The organism is Verrucomicrobiia bacterium (genome assembly GCA_036405135.1).
Lineage (GTDB): Bacteria > Verrucomicrobiota > Verrucomicrobiia > Limisphaerales > JAEYXS01 > JAEYXS01.
In genome coordinates, this window is record DASWYF010000036.1 from 13,867 (window position 1) to 30,072 (window position 16,206).

A 16,206-nucleotide genomic window follows, 5' to 3' on the forward strand; every position below is an offset into this window, starting at 1 on the left:
TGCGCCGTTTTGTTTTTCAGATCGTCACTTCTTCGCCAGCGCTTCCAGATAATCCAGCAACGAAGCGAATTCCTTCACATTCAGATTTCCCGCCAGCCCTTCCGGCATCAGCGATTTCTCCAGCTTCTGCCGTTTCGCGATGTCCTTCACGGCGATCGTGATCTCTTGTGCCGCCACGTTGCGAATCACCACTTTGTCCGCTGCTTCCAGCGTCACGAAGCCTTCATACTCCGTCTCGTCTTTCAGCACGAAACTGCTCGTCACAAATCCCTGTGCGAGCGTCTTGCCGGGCACCAGCACGGCTTCTGCCAGTTCCGGACGCTTGTAAGTCGTGGCGATGTTGCCGAGATAAGGACCGCGTTGCGGTTCATCCGTCCGCACCGTATGGCACAGCACGCATCCCTGCTGCGTGAACAACTGCTCGCCCACCTTCACATCCCCTTTCGTCTTCAGCACTGCGGCTATGACATCGGCGATCTTCATGTCCACGATGAGCTTATCATGCGCCGCTGGCTTGTCCTTGGCCGGGTCGAGCTTGAGCGTATTCGCTGCGGCCTTGGCGGCTTTCGCTACTTCTTTGTTCGAATCATCCAAGGCCATCAACACCTTGTCCTTGTAAGGACGGAACTCCACTGCCTGTACGGCTTTCAAGATTTGCGCACGCCGTGCTGGATCATTCCAGCCGTTGTCCAACGCCGCCTTCGCCGCTTCCTTTGCTTCTGGTGAGGCGTTCTTGCGATCCGCGATCTTCAACAACGCCGCATCCGCCAGCACTGATGTCTCGTTATTCAGCTTGGCCGCTTCCGCCGTCAGCACCGCATGCTGGCTGTCGAGCTTCGTCGAATTCATGAACGCTTCCCGCGCCAAACGCCGTTCGCGTTCCGAACCCGTGCTTTGCTCTTTCTTCACCTGTGCCAGCTTCGGCAGCGCAGCGAGCATTGCTCTCACCGCTTCGGCGCTGTCTGATTTCGCCAGCGCGATGACCGCGTTCGCCCGCGCCACATCCGGCGTGTTCTCTTCCGTCGCCGCCTTGACTAGCAATGGCATGGCATTCACAGGAATCTTCTCTGCACGCGAAAGCTGGCCGACCGCCGCTGGTATAAGCGTGGCATCTTGCATCGCCAACTTCACCACGCGCTCCACCGTATGGTTCGATTGTATCTTGTGCCGGTTGAATTCCGCCACCAGATGGGCTGCTTCCTCACCTTTCGCTGTTGCCAGCACACCTTTCAAAGTCGCCGCAATCTTCGCCGTCTCCGCCCATTCCACCGTGGAGTAGTAAGGCCCAGTCGTATCTGGACGTGTGCCCCAAGAGTCGCCCGTCCACGCACCTTCCTTGAAATGCAAGCGGCAGAGCGCCGTGAGCAAGCCCTTGCGCCGCGCCAAGTCCGTTTCCTTGCCCAATCGCGCAATCAAACCATCAACGACTTTCGCGTCATGCAACGAACGCAAAACCTGCAACGCACCAAACCGCTGCGCCTCGTTCACACCCGTCGTATCCACCACGGCGAAGCACGCCTCTGCCGCCTGCAAACGCTTCAACGCCTGATACGTCGTGTGTGCGATGATCGCATCACTATCACCGAGCAGCGGCGTCAGCGCACCCGCATTCTCCACCTTGCCTAAGCGGGCTAAAGCCACCACGGCTTCCTTGCGCGTGCGGGCATCGGTGGATTTCAAACCTGCCAGCAAAGGCTTCACCGGCACATTCGCCAATTGATCTTCGCGATCTGTCAAAGCACGGATGGCCCAAGCGGCAATCGTTGCATCATTCGTCAGCTTCGCGATGGTGTCTGTCGCTTTTTCGCCCAAGCCCTGCTTCAATGCGAACAACGCAGCGATGCGTGAAGCCAGTGGCTTCGCCGTATCCGCCGCCAGTGCCGTCAGAGATTTCACCGCCTCATCCTTCAAACCCTTGCGCACCAAAGTCCGCTGCGCTTCCAGACGACGGCGCGCGCTCGGGGATTCAAGCAGCTTCACCAGCTCCGCATCCGAAGCTTTTGCAAAATCCGGTAGCTTCGCAGGCGTGAATCCCGTGGGCGTCACGCGTACGATGTAGCCTACGTCCGGTCCCGACCAGTTGAACGTCGCCCCCTTCCAACTCGCCACGAATATCTGCGTGGAGGCATCCACGTCCAAGTCTGTCACGCGTGTCGCTCCTACAAACTCTGCTGGCTTCTCCGTCTCCTTATATGTCGCACCATCCGGCGCGACCGTGTGACGATAGACGAAGTTGCGCCCCCAATCCGCCGTATAAGGCAGGTTATTCCATGCAGCAGGCATGCCCGGTTCATCGATCCATGCGGCACCACAACCTGAACCGCCACCGTAATCTGCCAGCGGCTTGATATGATCTTCCGGAAAGTTTTTGTAAAAGGACGGATAACCATGCTCCGTCAAGCCGCCGAAGTGATGGAAACGCACATCCCAGCCGCCACCATCGTTCGTATTATCGCGCGCGAAGGCGTCGAGCAATGGGCTCACCGCTGCTTCCAGAATATTACGCGTGCCTCGCGCGTAGAGTTCCAAACCTGTGCCGTCAGGGCGAACACGGATGATACCACCTGCACGCAACTGCAGCTTCCGCCCATCCGTGCCTTCCGCTTCCATGAAACCGAAATCACCGATCGCCGCATAAATCCAGCCATCGATGCCCAGCTCAATACCGTTTGAAGTATGGTCCGCTGGACGATCCTTGAAAGTGAACGCGATGTTCTTCACCAATATCTTTTGTTCATCCGCCACGCCATCACCGTCCTTGTCGATGAAGGCGCTGATGTGCGGCGGGTGCAGCACATAGATGCGGTCGTGATCCCACACGAGACCGCGCGGTGAATCCACGTTGGCCACGAATTTCTTCGACTCGTCCGCCTTGCCGTCACCATCCGTGTCCCGGAGGCGCACGATGGAACCGCGGTTTGCCTCCCGGCCCAGCGAGCCGTTACCATCACTGGAGACATACACGGTGCCATCGGGCGCCGCCGCCACATAGACGGGGTAATTCACCATCGGCGGCTTGGCGAAGAGGTTCGCTTCGAACCCGTTCGCCACCTTCACTTCCTTGAGCAACGGCTCCCGTTCGAGAGCCGCCTCCTTTGCGCTGAGCTTTTCGGTTTGCGTGCTGTAAACCTCGAACTCCCAGATGCTGCCCCAGCCGCCACCGGCCTTGCCGAGATAGGACACGCGCACGTAGCGGATACCCTCGGCATTGAAGTCGTGCGCATACGGTCCGTTCTTATCCGTCTTGGAAGCATCCACCAATGTCTTCCACTCCTTGCCATCCGCGGAACCTTCCACCTTGTGGAAATATTTCGCGCCTTCGAATTCCCAAGAGACTTTCACGCCGGTCAACTTTGTCGACGCGCCGAGGTCCACTTCGAGCCATTCTTTGTCGCTCGGCCCATTGGCGCACCAACGCGTGGAGGCATCACCATCGAAGGCTTTCGCGGCCAAGTTACCCTTGCCTGATTCTTCGCTGGAAGCCTTCGCCATTTTGCCACGCGCGATGTTCGAGCGCTTGGCCGGTGGCGTGTAGGTTTTGTGGTAAGCCTTGTCATCCAGCTTGCCGCAGGCCCAGAGCAGACCGCGCGTGAGCAAGGTCAGATAACGGTCATCGCCCACGGTGCCGTTGTTATGGCCCAGCGTGGTGCTGAAAACACGGGTCTTTTCATGCTCATTCGCCCACACCACGACGGCTTCCACGGCCTTCATCGTGCCATCTTTCTGCGGCACCATCTGGATGCCTTTCGCCAACGGTGTGGCCGTCGGGAAGATCTTGATGTTGTTGTAGAGTTCTTCCTTGATGGTGGTCCAGTTCTCCAAGCCCTTTGTGATCGGGTGATCTTTGTTCGTGAAGTCGATAGCGATTGGCTCCTGCGGACCGTGGCCGGTAGAGTGGATGCCCACGAACTTGAACCATTCATCCGTGCCAATGCGGTAAGAGTGCATCGCGCAGTGGAGGTTCACAGCAGGAATGGTCTTGTGCGCATTCATGATGTTCTGGAAATACGGGATCTCCTTCACATCCGCCGAGCACTCATCGTGGATCACGATGTCGTAACCCTTCGCCCAATCCGGGTTATCGTAGATATCGAAACGGGCTTTCGTGGATTTGTCCGCTGTGTAGATGACATCTACCGTCACATTCGCACGGGCTTCGAGACCGTTTTTCAACAGGTCTTTCTGCGTGGCGTAATCATGACAACAACCGCCCGCGATCAGCAGGGCGCGCAAGGGTTTAGGAAGAGGCTTTTCCGCACTGAACCCCGTCAGTGACAGGAACAATACGGCCATGATGGCGATACGGATTTGCATAGCTTGAAGGGGCTAGAGTGACGAGACAGGGATGGGCGGAAAAGGAAAAAGCATCCACACACGAAAAAGAGATTAGATGATGCCAGAAAAACTCACCGAGCCAAAGCATCCACCGCCTCTTTGGCTTCTGCCAGTCCAGCATGTGGAAACAACTCGCGGTAACAGACGATCGCTTCGATCCGATGACCCATTTTCACCAATCGCTCGACATCAGCCATGGATGCTTGGCCAGCTTGCGGATAGATTCCTTGGCTACGTAACTGACGCTTCTGATTCCAACGGTAAACACGCGCCATAAAAAAGCAGCATATGATCACTCCTGTCAGATATATCAGTGTCATTGATGCTCCATTTTACGTTCAGTTGATGCAGGCGGCCTCGACAACCAAGGGCTACATAGCAGCGAGATCACTGCGGTTTCCATGTCTTGCTCCAGAGTGCATACGTCTCGTGCATGGCACGACGCTCTAGTGGGGTCCATTCGGCGATGCGTTCTTCCAGCGTGGCGTATTGGCCGAATTTGGGTTCGCGCTCCACGGCGAGTTGATAGTTCTCCATGGCCTTGGCCATGTTGCCGGTGCCCCAGTAGCCTAGGACTTTGGAGTAATAATCGTAACGGGAACGGTTCTGGCTCATCTCGGCGGCTTGCTCGAACTGGCGCACGGCTTCCTCGTAATCACCGATATTGAAATAAGCCCACCCCACGCGGTTGCGCATCGGCGCATTGGGTGTAAGTTCCACTGCTTTGCGCAAATCCGCGCGTGCCTCCTCCTTGCGTCCCAACAGGGCCAAAGTATAGCCGCGATTGGAATAAGCCTGAGAATTCGACGGGTTGGCTTTGATCTGACTGTCGAGGATGTCCAGTTTGGGTGTCGTGAAAACCGCTTGGGGTGCAGCCGAAGCAGCCTTGGTGGCAGGTTCACGATGCGCACAGCCGGTCAGCAGAGAAACCAGCAACAAGCCGGGAAGCAGAACTTTTTTCATATGACGACAGACGGATTGAACAGCAAGAGCTTGGCACCACGCAGGATGCGCCGCAATGCGCAAGTTATGTTAAGCCTCGATTCCCCAGTCACTCCGTGACGTTTTTGACTGTCCAGTATTTAGCATTGCAGAACAGATGGTTTTTTACCTAATTTCAATTCTGACGTTGATCCACACGTCACCAGTTCGCCAAACCGCTGTATGAAACCCAAGAAGACAGCCGCGAAGAAAGCTACCGCCTCCAAGCCGGAAGCTGCTTCACCATCGCCAGAGCCCAAGAAAATCGCGGGCAAGGTTGCCGTGCCCAAACCAGCCCCGGCTGCGAAGGCCAAAGCTGCGCCTGTTACGCCTTCCGCGCCAGCAGTGAAAGCGAAAGCGGCCCCGGCACCAGCCCCTGCTCCCGCTCCTGCAGCCGCAGTGAAAAAGGCGGCGGTCAAAGCACCCGCTCCGGTGGAGAAAAAGGTCGCGGAAGTCAAAGCACCTGCTCCGACTCCAGTTGAAGAACCGAAAGCGGCGGTGAAAAAGGCTGCTCTGAAGAAAGCGGTGGCGAAAAAGACGGCGGCACCTAAAGCCGAAGTTGCCCCCCCGCCCGCTCCGACTCCAGCGCCTACTCCCGAGCCAGTAAAGAAGAGCGCGACCAAGAAGGCGGCGGTGAAGCTCCCCACGATTTTGTTTGAAGATGACGCGATGCCCACACCGAGCATCAGCGGTCCCGGTCAGCGCTATTTCCTAGGTGCCGATGAACCGAGTACGGGCTTGGGTGAATTGCCCGAGGCTTACGGCACCGGTCGCCTTATCCTCGCCGCGCGCGATCCGCATTGGCTCTACGCCGCTTGGGATCTCACCAAGGAACAACAACGCGGCTACAACGCGCTCTCCAAGGACAAGCATCTCGTTGTCCGCGTGTTCTTGAATCACGTGGGCGGCAAGGCGTTCAGTGAAACGCATGTGCATCCAGAGTCACGTCACTGGTTCATCCATACGGGCAAAGCGGGTGCACGCTTCGTGGCGGAATTGGGCTATTACGACAAGGCAGGCAAATGGGTTTCCGTTTCGCAATCGAAACCCACGCTCGCCCCGCCGGACTCGCTTTCTGAGGACACTTCGGTGCGCTTCACGGAATTGCCGGTGGAAGTGCCGTTCATGGATCTCATTGAGACGGTGAAGCAGGAATTGAAGGGCAACCTGCCGCTCGTGGAAGCGCTGGAACAATTGCGGGAAGCAGGTAATCAAGCTCTGCCGAAGGCGAAGGAACTCGCGAAAGGCGTCTGGACTGCCGCGCAAGAGAAGGCGCTGGCCAAGGTCGTCTCCATGGACAGCGTGCGCCGCATCTGGATCGGCTCGCTGGAGATCACGGAACTCATCCGTCGCAAGTTAAGCGAAGAACTCGCCAGCGCCGCTGCCGCAGAATTCTCCAAGCCTGATAAATCGGGTCTGGGTAGCCTGGGTGGCTTGAGCAGTGTTTCCAGCCCATTTGGCGGCATGGAAGCGAACAAGGGTTTTTGGTTCAACGTGAACGCCGAGCTGATCATCTACGGGGCCACGGAACCGACGGCGGAAGTCACCATCGGCGGCAAGGTCATCAAGCTGCGCCCGGATGGTTCTTTCAGCTACCGCTTTGCCCTGCCGGATGGTCATTACGATCTGCCTGCGGTGGCGGTTTCCGCCGATCGTTCGGAGGCGCGCAGTGCGGAACTGAAGTTCAGCCGCAGCACGAGCTATCACGGCGATGTGGGCACGCACCCACAGGACCCGAAATTGCAACCTCCAACTCCGGATGCGGTAGAATAATTTTCTTGCGGCAAGCGTCACACTTCGCCACCAAGGGGACGCAATAAACACAATGTCGCAATCACAGGGCAACCCGGGTTATCTCGCGCTGGTGCTGCATGCGCACCTGCCGTTCGTCCGCCATCCCGAACATCCCAAGTTTCTCGAAGAGAGCTGGCTGTTCGAGGCGGTCACGGAGACCTATCTCCCGCTCATCCAGATCATGGATGGCTGGGTGCGGGATGGCCTGCAATTCCGCCTCACGCTCACTCTCACACCCACGCTCTGCGCGATGTTGCAGGATCCCCTGCTCCAGGACCGCTACGTGAGTCATCTGGATGCCTTGATCGAGCTGGCGGAAAAGGAAGAGCATCGGACGACTTGGGACAAGGCGTGTCATCCCTTGGCGCAATTGTATCACCAGCGTCTGCGGCTGGCGCGGAACACGTATTTCTCCTATCAGTGCAATCTCATTGAGGCATTCAAGCGGTTCCAAACTTCCGGGTGCCTGGAGATCATCACGTGTGCGGCGACACATGCGTTGCTGCCGCTCCTAGGCAGTCACCCGGAAAGCATCCGTGCCCAGGTGCTCACGGCGCGGGATCATTATCGCAGTTGCTTCGGAGTCGATCCACGCGGCATCTGGCTGCCGGAATGCGCTTACGCGGAAGGCATCGAGGATGTGTTGCTGGAGGCGAACATCCGCTGGTTCATCATGGATACGCACGGAATTCTCCATGCGAATCCGCGGCCGCGCTACGGCGTCTTCGCGCCCATCTACACGCAGAACGGCATCGCGGCGTTTGGTCGCGATCTGGATTCTGCCAAGCAGGTGTGGAGCCGGAATGAAGGGTATCCGGGCGATCCGCGCTATCGTGATTTCTACCGGGACATCGGGTTCGATCTCGATCTCGATTACATCAAGCCTTACCTGCCCTCCCCCGATCATCGCGGGTTCACAGGCATCAAGTATCATCGCATCACGGGCACGGGTGGTGCGAAGGAGATTTACAATCGGGAAGCGGCGTTGAAGGCGGTGGAGGAACATGCGACGCATTTCCTAGAAGCACGCATCGCGCAGTTCCAGCAGTTGCAAGGCATCATGGATCGTCCGCCGATGATCCTCTGCCCTTACGATGCGGAGCTGTTCGGTCATTGGTGGTATGAGGGACCGGAGTTCCTCGACCTCTTCATGCGCAAGGCGTATTACGATCAGCAGACGTTCTCGCTGATCACGCCCGCAGATTTCCTGAAAGACCGTCCTAGCCACCAGATCGCGGCGCCCAGCCCCTCAAGCTGGGGTGAGGAAGGCTACTATCGCGTGTGGCTGAACGAGACAAACGAGTGGATCATCCCGCACCTAGAAATCGCCATGGATCGCATGCACGACCTGGCGGTGAAGTATCCGAATCCAACTGAAGTAACACGTCGTGCGCTCAATCAAGCCGCGCGTGAACTCCTGCTCGCGCAATCGAGTGACTGGCCATTCATCCTGCGCACGGGCACGAGTCCGAACTACGCACGGCAACGCGTGAAGGATCATCTGCTGCGCTTCATCGCGCTGCATGAGCAACTCACCATCACTCGGGTGGATGAGCGCTGGCTCGCGCAGATCGAGGCGATCGACAATATCTTCCCGGAGATCAATTACCGTTATTGGGCTTGAGGGATTTCGTTCGTTGGTGCGTAATCAAGCTAGTTCCAAGGCTTGATATGAGGATATCGACATCACTTCTGCTGCTGGTGCTTGCGTTTATAGCACCTTCATTCCCTCTTCGTGCCGCCGAGAGACAGACCATCCATTTCACCGGCACGGTCACCGATGTGAACGGGAAACCGCTGGAGGGGGCCACGGTGCAGATCAACAACATGAGGGAGATTAAAGTCACTGAAGGTTTGGGTAACGGGACTTCAGTCTATTTCTCCAAGAAACTGAACGGATTGAGTGATGCTGACGGCAAGTATGATGTGCCGCTTATTTTCGAACCTGTGGGCCAACCCCGCGCGACTTGCATACTTTGGTTCGAGAAAAAGGGATATGTCCGGGAATATAGAACCATCAATTTCTCTCCCGTGAGCCAGACAAATGGGCCAATGGCCGTAGTGCTAAAGGAAGGATTGATCCTCTCTGGCAACCTAAACAGAGGAAGTCCAACATCGTCTGCTTTTACATCGCTGTTGATACAAGGCCGCACTTATAAAGATAATTTTCTGACCGACAGCAAAGGCAATTTCGAGATCTACGTGCCACAGGGCGAATACCAAGTCTCCGCCGGTCACGGAAATACCAGTGTCAGGCTGGATGGGGTAAAAGCCGGCTCGACCAATCTAGTTCTGCGCAGCTCCGAGCTCGTCTGGTCCGAGGTGACGATTGGACGTGAATTTGACGATTTCTGCAGAACAATGAACCAGTTTTACAGCTACTTCTTTCTCAAAACTAATATCGACTGGGATCTGCTGAAGCAAGAATACCGGCCCATTGTCAGCAAGGCAAAAAAACCAAAGGAACTGGCGGAGTCATTGCAACCTATGTTGGCAAAATTTCAGGACTTGCATATCGCCATAGAGTATCCCGGCGGAACTCTGGGAACCTGGTCGGCTCCTTGGAATTACAACGGCAATGGAGATACCATCCGCAGTATTATCGAATCGCCCACGATATGCGGTAAATACGCCGCCGTCGGCCGTGTCAAGCCGGATGGCTTCGGCTACTTTCTGATGATCAACCAGAGCGCCGCCACGCCTGAACTGGTCAAACAGGCCGCGGAGGCAATCGTAAAACTCAAGGATTCACCGGGCTTCATCATCGATCTCCGTCGAGCCAATGGCGGCAGTGAACCGCTGGCTGTCGAGATAGCCAAACTGTTCTGCGCCCAAAAGACGGTATATGCTAAATCAAAGTATCGTAACGGGTCGAAGCACACCGATTTCACAAAAGAGTATGACCGTGTGATTGAACCCTTTGATAATCCATACACCAAACCAGTTGTATGCATCATCGGGCCTGGAACGGTCAGCAGCGGGGAAGGTTTCGCCAAGATGATGATAAGTCTGCCAAACGTCACCACCGTTGGATTGCGCACCAGGGGCGCTAGCGGAAATCCAAAAAGATATCAAGTTGGGCAAACAGGTGTTGTGGTCACCCTTTCGAGCTGGGTGGATATGATGCCCAATGGGGAAACTTTTGAAGGTCGGGGCATTCCGCCGGATGTAACGGTGGATGAACCACCGGCTGCCTATACGGATAAGGATCCTACTTTGGCAAAGGCGCTTGAAGTCTTGCGCCAGAAGGTGGCCGGAGCGAAGGCTGCAAAATAACTTCCGATATTGGGCTTGAGCGGTTTCATCCGTTGAGGCGAAATGGCGGCATGTCCACTTTCCACCTGCCATTTCGTCGTCTGGGCGTTGCTCTGCTGCTGGTGCTTTCGCTGGTCTCCACGCAGGCGGCGACGAAGAAGCCCAACGTCATCTTTCTTTTCGCGGATGATATGCGGGCGGATTCCATTGGTGCCTTGGGCAATCCGGTCATCAAGACGCCGAATCTCGACAGCCTGGTGAAGCGCGGGTTCGCGTTGAACAATGCGTATTGCCTGGGCGGGAATCGCGGGGCGGTCTGTCTGCCGAGCCGCAACATGTTGCTGAGCGGGAACACCTATTTCCGCTGGCAGGATGTGCAAGCGGCAGGCGCGGGTGCAAAAGGCAACTTTGCCCCGGCAACGGCGGATACGTTTCCAGCGGTGATGCAAGCGGCCGGTTACACGACGTATCATCAGGGGAAGAAGGGCAATAGTGCGACGCTCATCCAAGGGCAGTTCGAGATCAACAAATACGTGACCAACGATGAAACTGACCGCACGAACGGAGAAGCGGGGCAGCAAATCGTGGATGAAGCGATCGAGTTCATCACGGCACAAAAGGATGCGAAGCCGTTCTTCATGTATCTGGCCTTCTCGAACCCGCACGATCCGCGGGTGGCCGCAGAGAAGTATCTGAAGCTGTATGACCGGGAGAAGATTCCGTTGTCGAAGAATTATCTGCCGGTGCATCCCTTCAACAACGGCGAGATGACGGTGCGGGATGAGACGCTCTCGTCATGGCCGCGCACGGAGGATGAGATACGCAAGACGCTGCACGAGTATTATGCGGTCATCTCCGGGATGGATCATCACATCGGGCGATTGCTCCAGAAACTTGAGGAACTGAAGCTGACGGAGAACACGATCATCCTTTTCTCAGCGGATCAGGGCATCTCGGTAGGGAGTCATGGTTTGCTGGGCAAGCAGAACCTCTATGATCATGGCATGAAGGTGCCGTTATTCTTTGCTGGGCCGGGCGTGAAAAAAGGGAAGTCGGACGCGCTGGTGTACCTGCTGGATGTTTTCCCGAGTGTTTGTGAGCTGACAGGCGTGAAGCCGCCGGGTGGACTGGATGCGGTGAGTTTTGCGCCGGTATTGCAGGGGAAAACGGACAAGGCGCGGGACACTTTGTTCCTCGCGTATCGCGATGTGCAACGCGCGATCCGAGATGAGCGATGGAAGCTCATCCGGTATCCGGAGGTGGATATGACTCAACTATTTGATCTGAAGAATGACCCGGATGAATTGAAGAATCTGGCCGGGGAAGCGGGTCAGAAGGAACGTGTCGTTAAGATGCTGGCCCAAATTAAAGACTGGCAAAAGAAATTGAATGATGCAGCCCCGTTGACGATGTCGAATCCGGCATCGCCGAAATGGACACCGCCGAGTGCGGAGGAAATGAAGGCCGGTAAAAATTCCAAGAAGAAGAAACAATGAAAGCACTACTCCCTGCCCTGCTCATCGCCGCGCTCACCTTCACGGCGAACGCACAGAATCAGAAAAAGGCACCGGCCGATCCGAGCATCCCGAAATTCAAGAAGGTTTTGCCGTCCACCCCGGCGGGCGTGACTTGCACGACGAATGTGCTGGTGGAGTATCCGGAGCATACGGTGACGGTCATCGTGTATGCACCGGACAAACCGGGGACGTATCCGGCCATTCTAGATATTCACGGTGGCGGCTGGCAGGCGCGGCAGGTGGAGAGTGACAAGCCGATGATGGAGCGATTGGCGGCACGTGGATTTGTCACGGCACTGGTGTCTTATCGGCTGTCAGGCGAAGCGAAGTATCCGGCGGCGCTGGATGATTGCAAAGCGGCGGTGCGCTGGATGCGGGCGAACGCGAAGAAGTTCAAGATCGATGCGGATCGCATCGGCGTGATGGGCGGCTCAGCGGGCGGGCATCTGTCAGGTTTGCTGGCGATGACGAGCGGGTTGAAGGAGTTTGAGGGCAAAGGACCGCATCCAGAGCAATCCAGCAGTGTGAAGGCGTGCATCGTGATGGCGGCGACGCAAGACTTGATGGCGGCGTATGGGGACAAGTCCTCCACAAACCTCGTCGCGTTTTTCGGTGGAAATGCGAAGGAAATCCCGAAGGTTTATACGCAGGCTTCACCGATCACGCATGTTCGCAAAGGCGTGCCGCCGACGATCTTCATCGAGGGCGAAAAGGATACGTTGAAGATCGGGCGGTCGGAGATGCAGGAGAAGCTGCGGGCTCTGGGCATTGAGACGGAGGTCTATACTTTGAAGCATGCGCCCCACCCTTTCTGGATGAGCGAGCCGTGGGTGAGCGAGACGGTGGAGATCGCGGACAGGTTCTTTAAGAAGCATCTAGGGAAATGACGAATGACGGAAAGAGTTTCAAGTTTTCAGTGTTCAGTTTTCAGTCGGGAAAAGTTTAGCCACAGATGAAACACTGAATTCCACAGATCAGGGATTGGAACTTTGGACATTCCTTGATCATTCGGATTTCGTCATTGGTCATTAAAAAAGGAAGAGGTCTCTCCCGCCGCGCGTCAAGGAGGTGGGGATGGAGAATCCCGCTGAGGAAACGTACGGCTGGGAAAGACCTCTGGACACTTTCCTACGCCTTTTTATAAGGGATGCAACAGAAAAAGGCGGCAGTAATTATAATCACTTCAGAGTCTTCAAATAGAGCACCAAAGCTTCTATCTGTGATTCGGTGATGACCCCCTCGTAGCTGGGCATTCCGGCATCGGATTTCTCAAAGCCTTTGACGAGTTTGGCGGGCGGATCTTTGATGGATTCGCGCAGGTAGGCTTCATCCGCAAGCACCTTACCCTTAGAGAGTTCGCGCTGGCTGCCGAAGATACCTTTCCATGAAGGACCGACCTTGCCGAGCGTGGTGCCATCGGTGGAATGGCAGGCGACGCACCCTAGGAGTTCCGAGAGTTTGGCACCCTCCTCTGCCGTGATGGGCGTGGTATCAATGACGGCCATGGTACGCGGCGTCAGGTCAACGGTGAAGGGCTCGAAGCCTTCTTTAACCGGGTCAAACTTGGTGAGTTCGTAAGGAGTGAAGTAGGCGTTGTTCGCGAATGAAGTGCCACCTTGCATCGCCAGGCTCCAGCCCATGCGCATCTGCATAACAGGCTTCATATCCGGCACGCCGAGGAAAACGGTTTTGCCGTCCTTGGAGATATAGGCGCTGCTGGGGATCATGGTTTCGGTGCCTTTGGTGCCATCCAACTTGAAGTGTGGAGAGCCGTAGGCGGGAGTGCGTTTGTAATTCCAACGCTCCACGGAAAAGCTGGCTGGATTAGTTGCCTGCTGGGAGTTTACGGGGACATCGAAGCGGACGAGAACTCCCTTGTCCATAGGCACGATCTCGCGCGGGAGACTGCTCGAAGCACCAGAATAGCGCACACGAGTAAGACCGCTTATGTTTGTGGCCGTGCTGCCCCAGATCTGCATACCCGTGACGTAGAGCTGGCCATCGATGGGGTTCACGGCGCCGTTGATGGGTGCGTATTTGAAATCACGGAACAGACTCATGACGGCGGCTTGCGGTTTGGCGCCGCGTTCGTTCAAACGCACGAGGAAGAGTTCGGGGCGGTTGTAGCCGATGTGGATGAAGGCGTCGTTGAGCGGGCCCATCTTGGCATCGGCGAGCCAAACTTGGCCGACGGCGGAGGAGTTCACCGGATGAGGAATCCACGTAAGCGGATCAGCGATGGGCGCGGGATATTGCTCCTTCGGCAAGAGGTGCGTGAGGAAGCCGTGATACTCATTCGTCTTTAAGATGTAGAGCGGCGTGGTGGGCACGTAGTTCCCTTGCTGATCACTGACGGTGACGAGGCCGGTCTTCGGGTGCATGCCGATGAAGGGCTCGCGGAAGCCGTAACCGAGCATCGTAAAGGATTTTCCATCGGGGGCGATGCGGAGGACGGTGCCGTTGTATTTGCCGATGGTGCTGCCTTGCTGACCGCCTTTCGAGATGACGAAAGAACCATCCGGTGCGACGCGCACACCGGCGGCAAATTCACGCGTCTCGGCGGTTTGCGCGAAGAGGTTGCAGAAGAGTTCGTGCACATCGGCTTCGCGGTTGTTGTCCGTATCCTGCAAACGCCATAGGCCGTTGCGATCATTGACGAATATCTCGTTGTTACGGATGGCGAGGCCGAGGGGTTCGTGCAGGCCGGAGGCGAAGCGTTTCCATTCCACCGTTTTCAAATCGCCATGCAGACCAGACGCGAGCCAGACATCGCCATCGAAGGTGACGAACGCGGCGCGGCCATCGGGGAAGAAGGCGAGATCGGCGAAGCGAACGTTGCGTTTCCAAGGATTACGATCAGGGATGGGGATGTCATCGAGGACGTAGGCGTCTTTGGCGATGGAGAGTTTGCCCGTGGTGGTGATGGTTTGAGGCCAGCGGGAAGCTGAGGGCTTAAGCTCGGAGACAGGCTTGATTAGAGCGCTCCCGCTCAGGCTCATCAAGACTTGGAAACTCACTGGCTTGCTAGAGGGCTGAAGCTGCACGACGTTCAGACCGTCTTCTCGCGCAACGATCTTGGCTGCTTGCGTACTTTTACCATCCGCGCCCGTCACATAGGTATAGTAGAGATCACCGACGACGGGCTGGCGTTGGCCCAAGACGAGCCAGAGCGCTTGCGGAACACGGTCGAACTTGAAACTGCGGGCGACGGACAAGTTCTCACCTTCCTTGCGAATCGTGATGCGCTCCTGCACTTGAGCACCCATGACGGTATATTCGAGCACCACACCATTATCCACCTGCCGCACCGCCTTGAACTGGCCTTGCTCCGGCTTGAGCGGCCCCCGGCCCAATTCTTTTTCATCCGGGGCAAGCTCGCGAGGATCGGTGAGTGAAACGGTTTCGCCCGTTTGCCAGCCGGGATAAAGGCCGTTAGCGAGCCAGACTTTTCCAACCGGCTCTGGGAGTTTTTTTTGGCCTTCGGGGATTTTGTAGCCCTGCAATTGATAGGAGCCGTAGGACATGGCCACGGGGGTGACGTTGGTGCCGGTCCAGATGGCGGAGACGCGGAGGAGATCGGTATCGAAGCAGGCCCAGCAATCGTGGCCGAGATTCAAGATGAGGCCGCGCGGGGTGAGATTGTTCGTGGGCCAACCGGCACCGAGATTCCGCGCTTCGAGGACGGAGGAGAAGAAGGGGAAATCTTTCTCGACGAAATCGCTCCAAGGTTTGTTGGTCTCGGCGGCACGCGCGGAGAGCGTGGCCCCAAGGAGCAACACGGCGATGAGCAATAGGCCAAATTGAATGAATCTACTCATGTCAGCTTGGCTGGAAACGGTAGCAAGCGATGGGAACGGTTGCACGAAATGTTTGCGGGGATTTACGCGCACTTAGGAGCGGGCACGCTCCTAAGCCATCGGGATCACGATGACGCGGGTGACTTCGCGGGTCTTGTTCACCACGCCGCTAATTGTGTAGGCGCAGATGGCGATGACGTTGTGCTCCTGCCCTTCAGTGTCCGTGTATTTGAAGCTGGCCACGGCCATGCCCGTGTCATTGCCCACGCCACGCTTGCCAAGGATCGGCAGATCGATTGACGCGACGAGAATATCTTCAGTGGCTTCTTGCGCGTGGAAATCACGGGCACGCGTGAGATCGATCTTCTCGGTCAACACGTAAGCCTGCGTCGTCTCGGCGAGGCGGCCAAGCTTGTTCATAAAGGGCATGCCCGCCAGCGGTTTGCGGGTCTTTTTGAAACGGACCTCCGCGCCTGCGACCCATTGTTGCAATGTGTGTTTATCGACGCCCATGGTTTACGGCTCCA

General features: G+C 56.6%; 10 protein-coding genes. 5 read left to right on the forward strand and 5 right to left on the reverse strand.

Annotated elements, in window-relative coordinates; translation table 11 throughout:
• Positions 1-24: 24 nt before the first annotated feature.
• The 3 genes from VGH19_17465 to VGH19_17475 all read right to left on the reverse strand — a co-directional run bounded on the left by VGH19_17465 (position 25) and on the right by VGH19_17475 (position 5,298).
• On the reverse strand, positions 25-4,314 hold the full coding sequence (locus tag VGH19_17465; GenBank protein HEY1173162.1) for a discoidin domain-containing protein: 4,290 nt from the start codon (positions 4,312-4,314) through the stop codon (positions 25-27).
• A gap of 92 nt (positions 4,315-4,406) precedes the next feature.
• Positions 4,407-4,610 (reverse strand): hypothetical protein, encoded by a 204-nt coding sequence (locus VGH19_17470; GenBank protein HEY1173163.1) that lies wholly within the window; start codon positions 4,608-4,610, stop codon positions 4,407-4,409.
• Positions 4,611-4,722: 112 nt separating this feature from the next.
• Positions 4,723-5,298, reverse strand: a complete 576-nt coding sequence (locus VGH19_17475) for a tetratricopeptide repeat protein (GenBank protein ID HEY1173164.1) — start codon at positions 5,296-5,298, stop codon at positions 4,723-4,725.
• Between the two features lie 201 nt (positions 5,299-5,499).
• Here VGH19_17475 and VGH19_17480 point away from each other — a divergent pair, with 201 nt between their 5' ends.
• The 5 genes from VGH19_17480 to VGH19_17500 are packed head-to-tail and all read left to right on the forward strand — an operon-like array spanning position 5,500 to position 12,769.
• Entirely contained in the window at positions 5,500-7,089 is a 1,590-nt protein-coding gene (locus tag VGH19_17480) for a DUF4912 domain-containing protein (GenBank protein HEY1173165.1), read from the forward strand.
• A 52-nt stretch (positions 7,090-7,141) separates the two neighbouring features.
• Positions 7,142-8,734 carry a 1,4-alpha-glucan branching protein domain-containing protein gene (locus tag VGH19_17485; protein HEY1173166.1) on the forward strand — a complete coding sequence of 531 codons (1,593 nt, stop codon included), beginning with the start codon at positions 7,142-7,144 and terminating at the stop codon, positions 8,732-8,734.
• A 47-nt stretch (positions 8,735-8,781) separates the two neighbouring features.
• The gene (locus VGH19_17490; GenBank protein ID HEY1173167.1) at positions 8,782-10,386 is read left to right on the forward strand and encodes a S41 family peptidase; all 1,605 of its coding nucleotides are present in this window, start codon (positions 8,782-8,784) and stop codon (positions 10,384-10,386) included.
• Positions 10,387-10,436: 50 nt separating this feature from the next.
• A complete protein-coding gene (locus tag VGH19_17495; protein ID HEY1173168.1) occupies positions 10,437-11,861 on the forward strand; it encodes a sulfatase-like hydrolase/transferase in 1,425 nt (474 codons plus the stop codon).
• Positions 11,858-12,769 (forward strand): alpha/beta hydrolase, encoded by a 912-nt coding sequence (locus tag VGH19_17500; GenBank protein ID HEY1173169.1) that lies wholly within the window; start codon positions 11,858-11,860, stop codon positions 12,767-12,769. The genes VGH19_17495 and VGH19_17500 overlap by 4 nt, the downstream gene beginning before the upstream one ends.
• A gap of 291 nt (positions 12,770-13,060) precedes the next feature.
• Here the strand turns inward: VGH19_17500 and VGH19_17505 are convergent, their stop codons facing one another.
• Together VGH19_17505 and VGH19_17510 are read right to left on the reverse strand one after the other, a co-directional pair.
• The gene (locus VGH19_17505) at positions 13,061-15,700 is read right to left on the reverse strand and encodes a DUF6797 domain-containing protein (GenBank protein ID HEY1173170.1); all 2,640 of its coding nucleotides are present in this window, start codon (positions 15,698-15,700) and stop codon (positions 13,061-13,063) included.
• A 90-nt stretch (positions 15,701-15,790) separates the two neighbouring features.
• Complete coding sequence (locus VGH19_17510; protein ID HEY1173171.1) at positions 15,791-16,192, reverse strand: hypothetical protein; 402 nt, start codon at positions 16,190-16,192, stop codon at positions 15,791-15,793.
• Positions 16,193-16,206 lie beyond the last annotated feature (14 nt).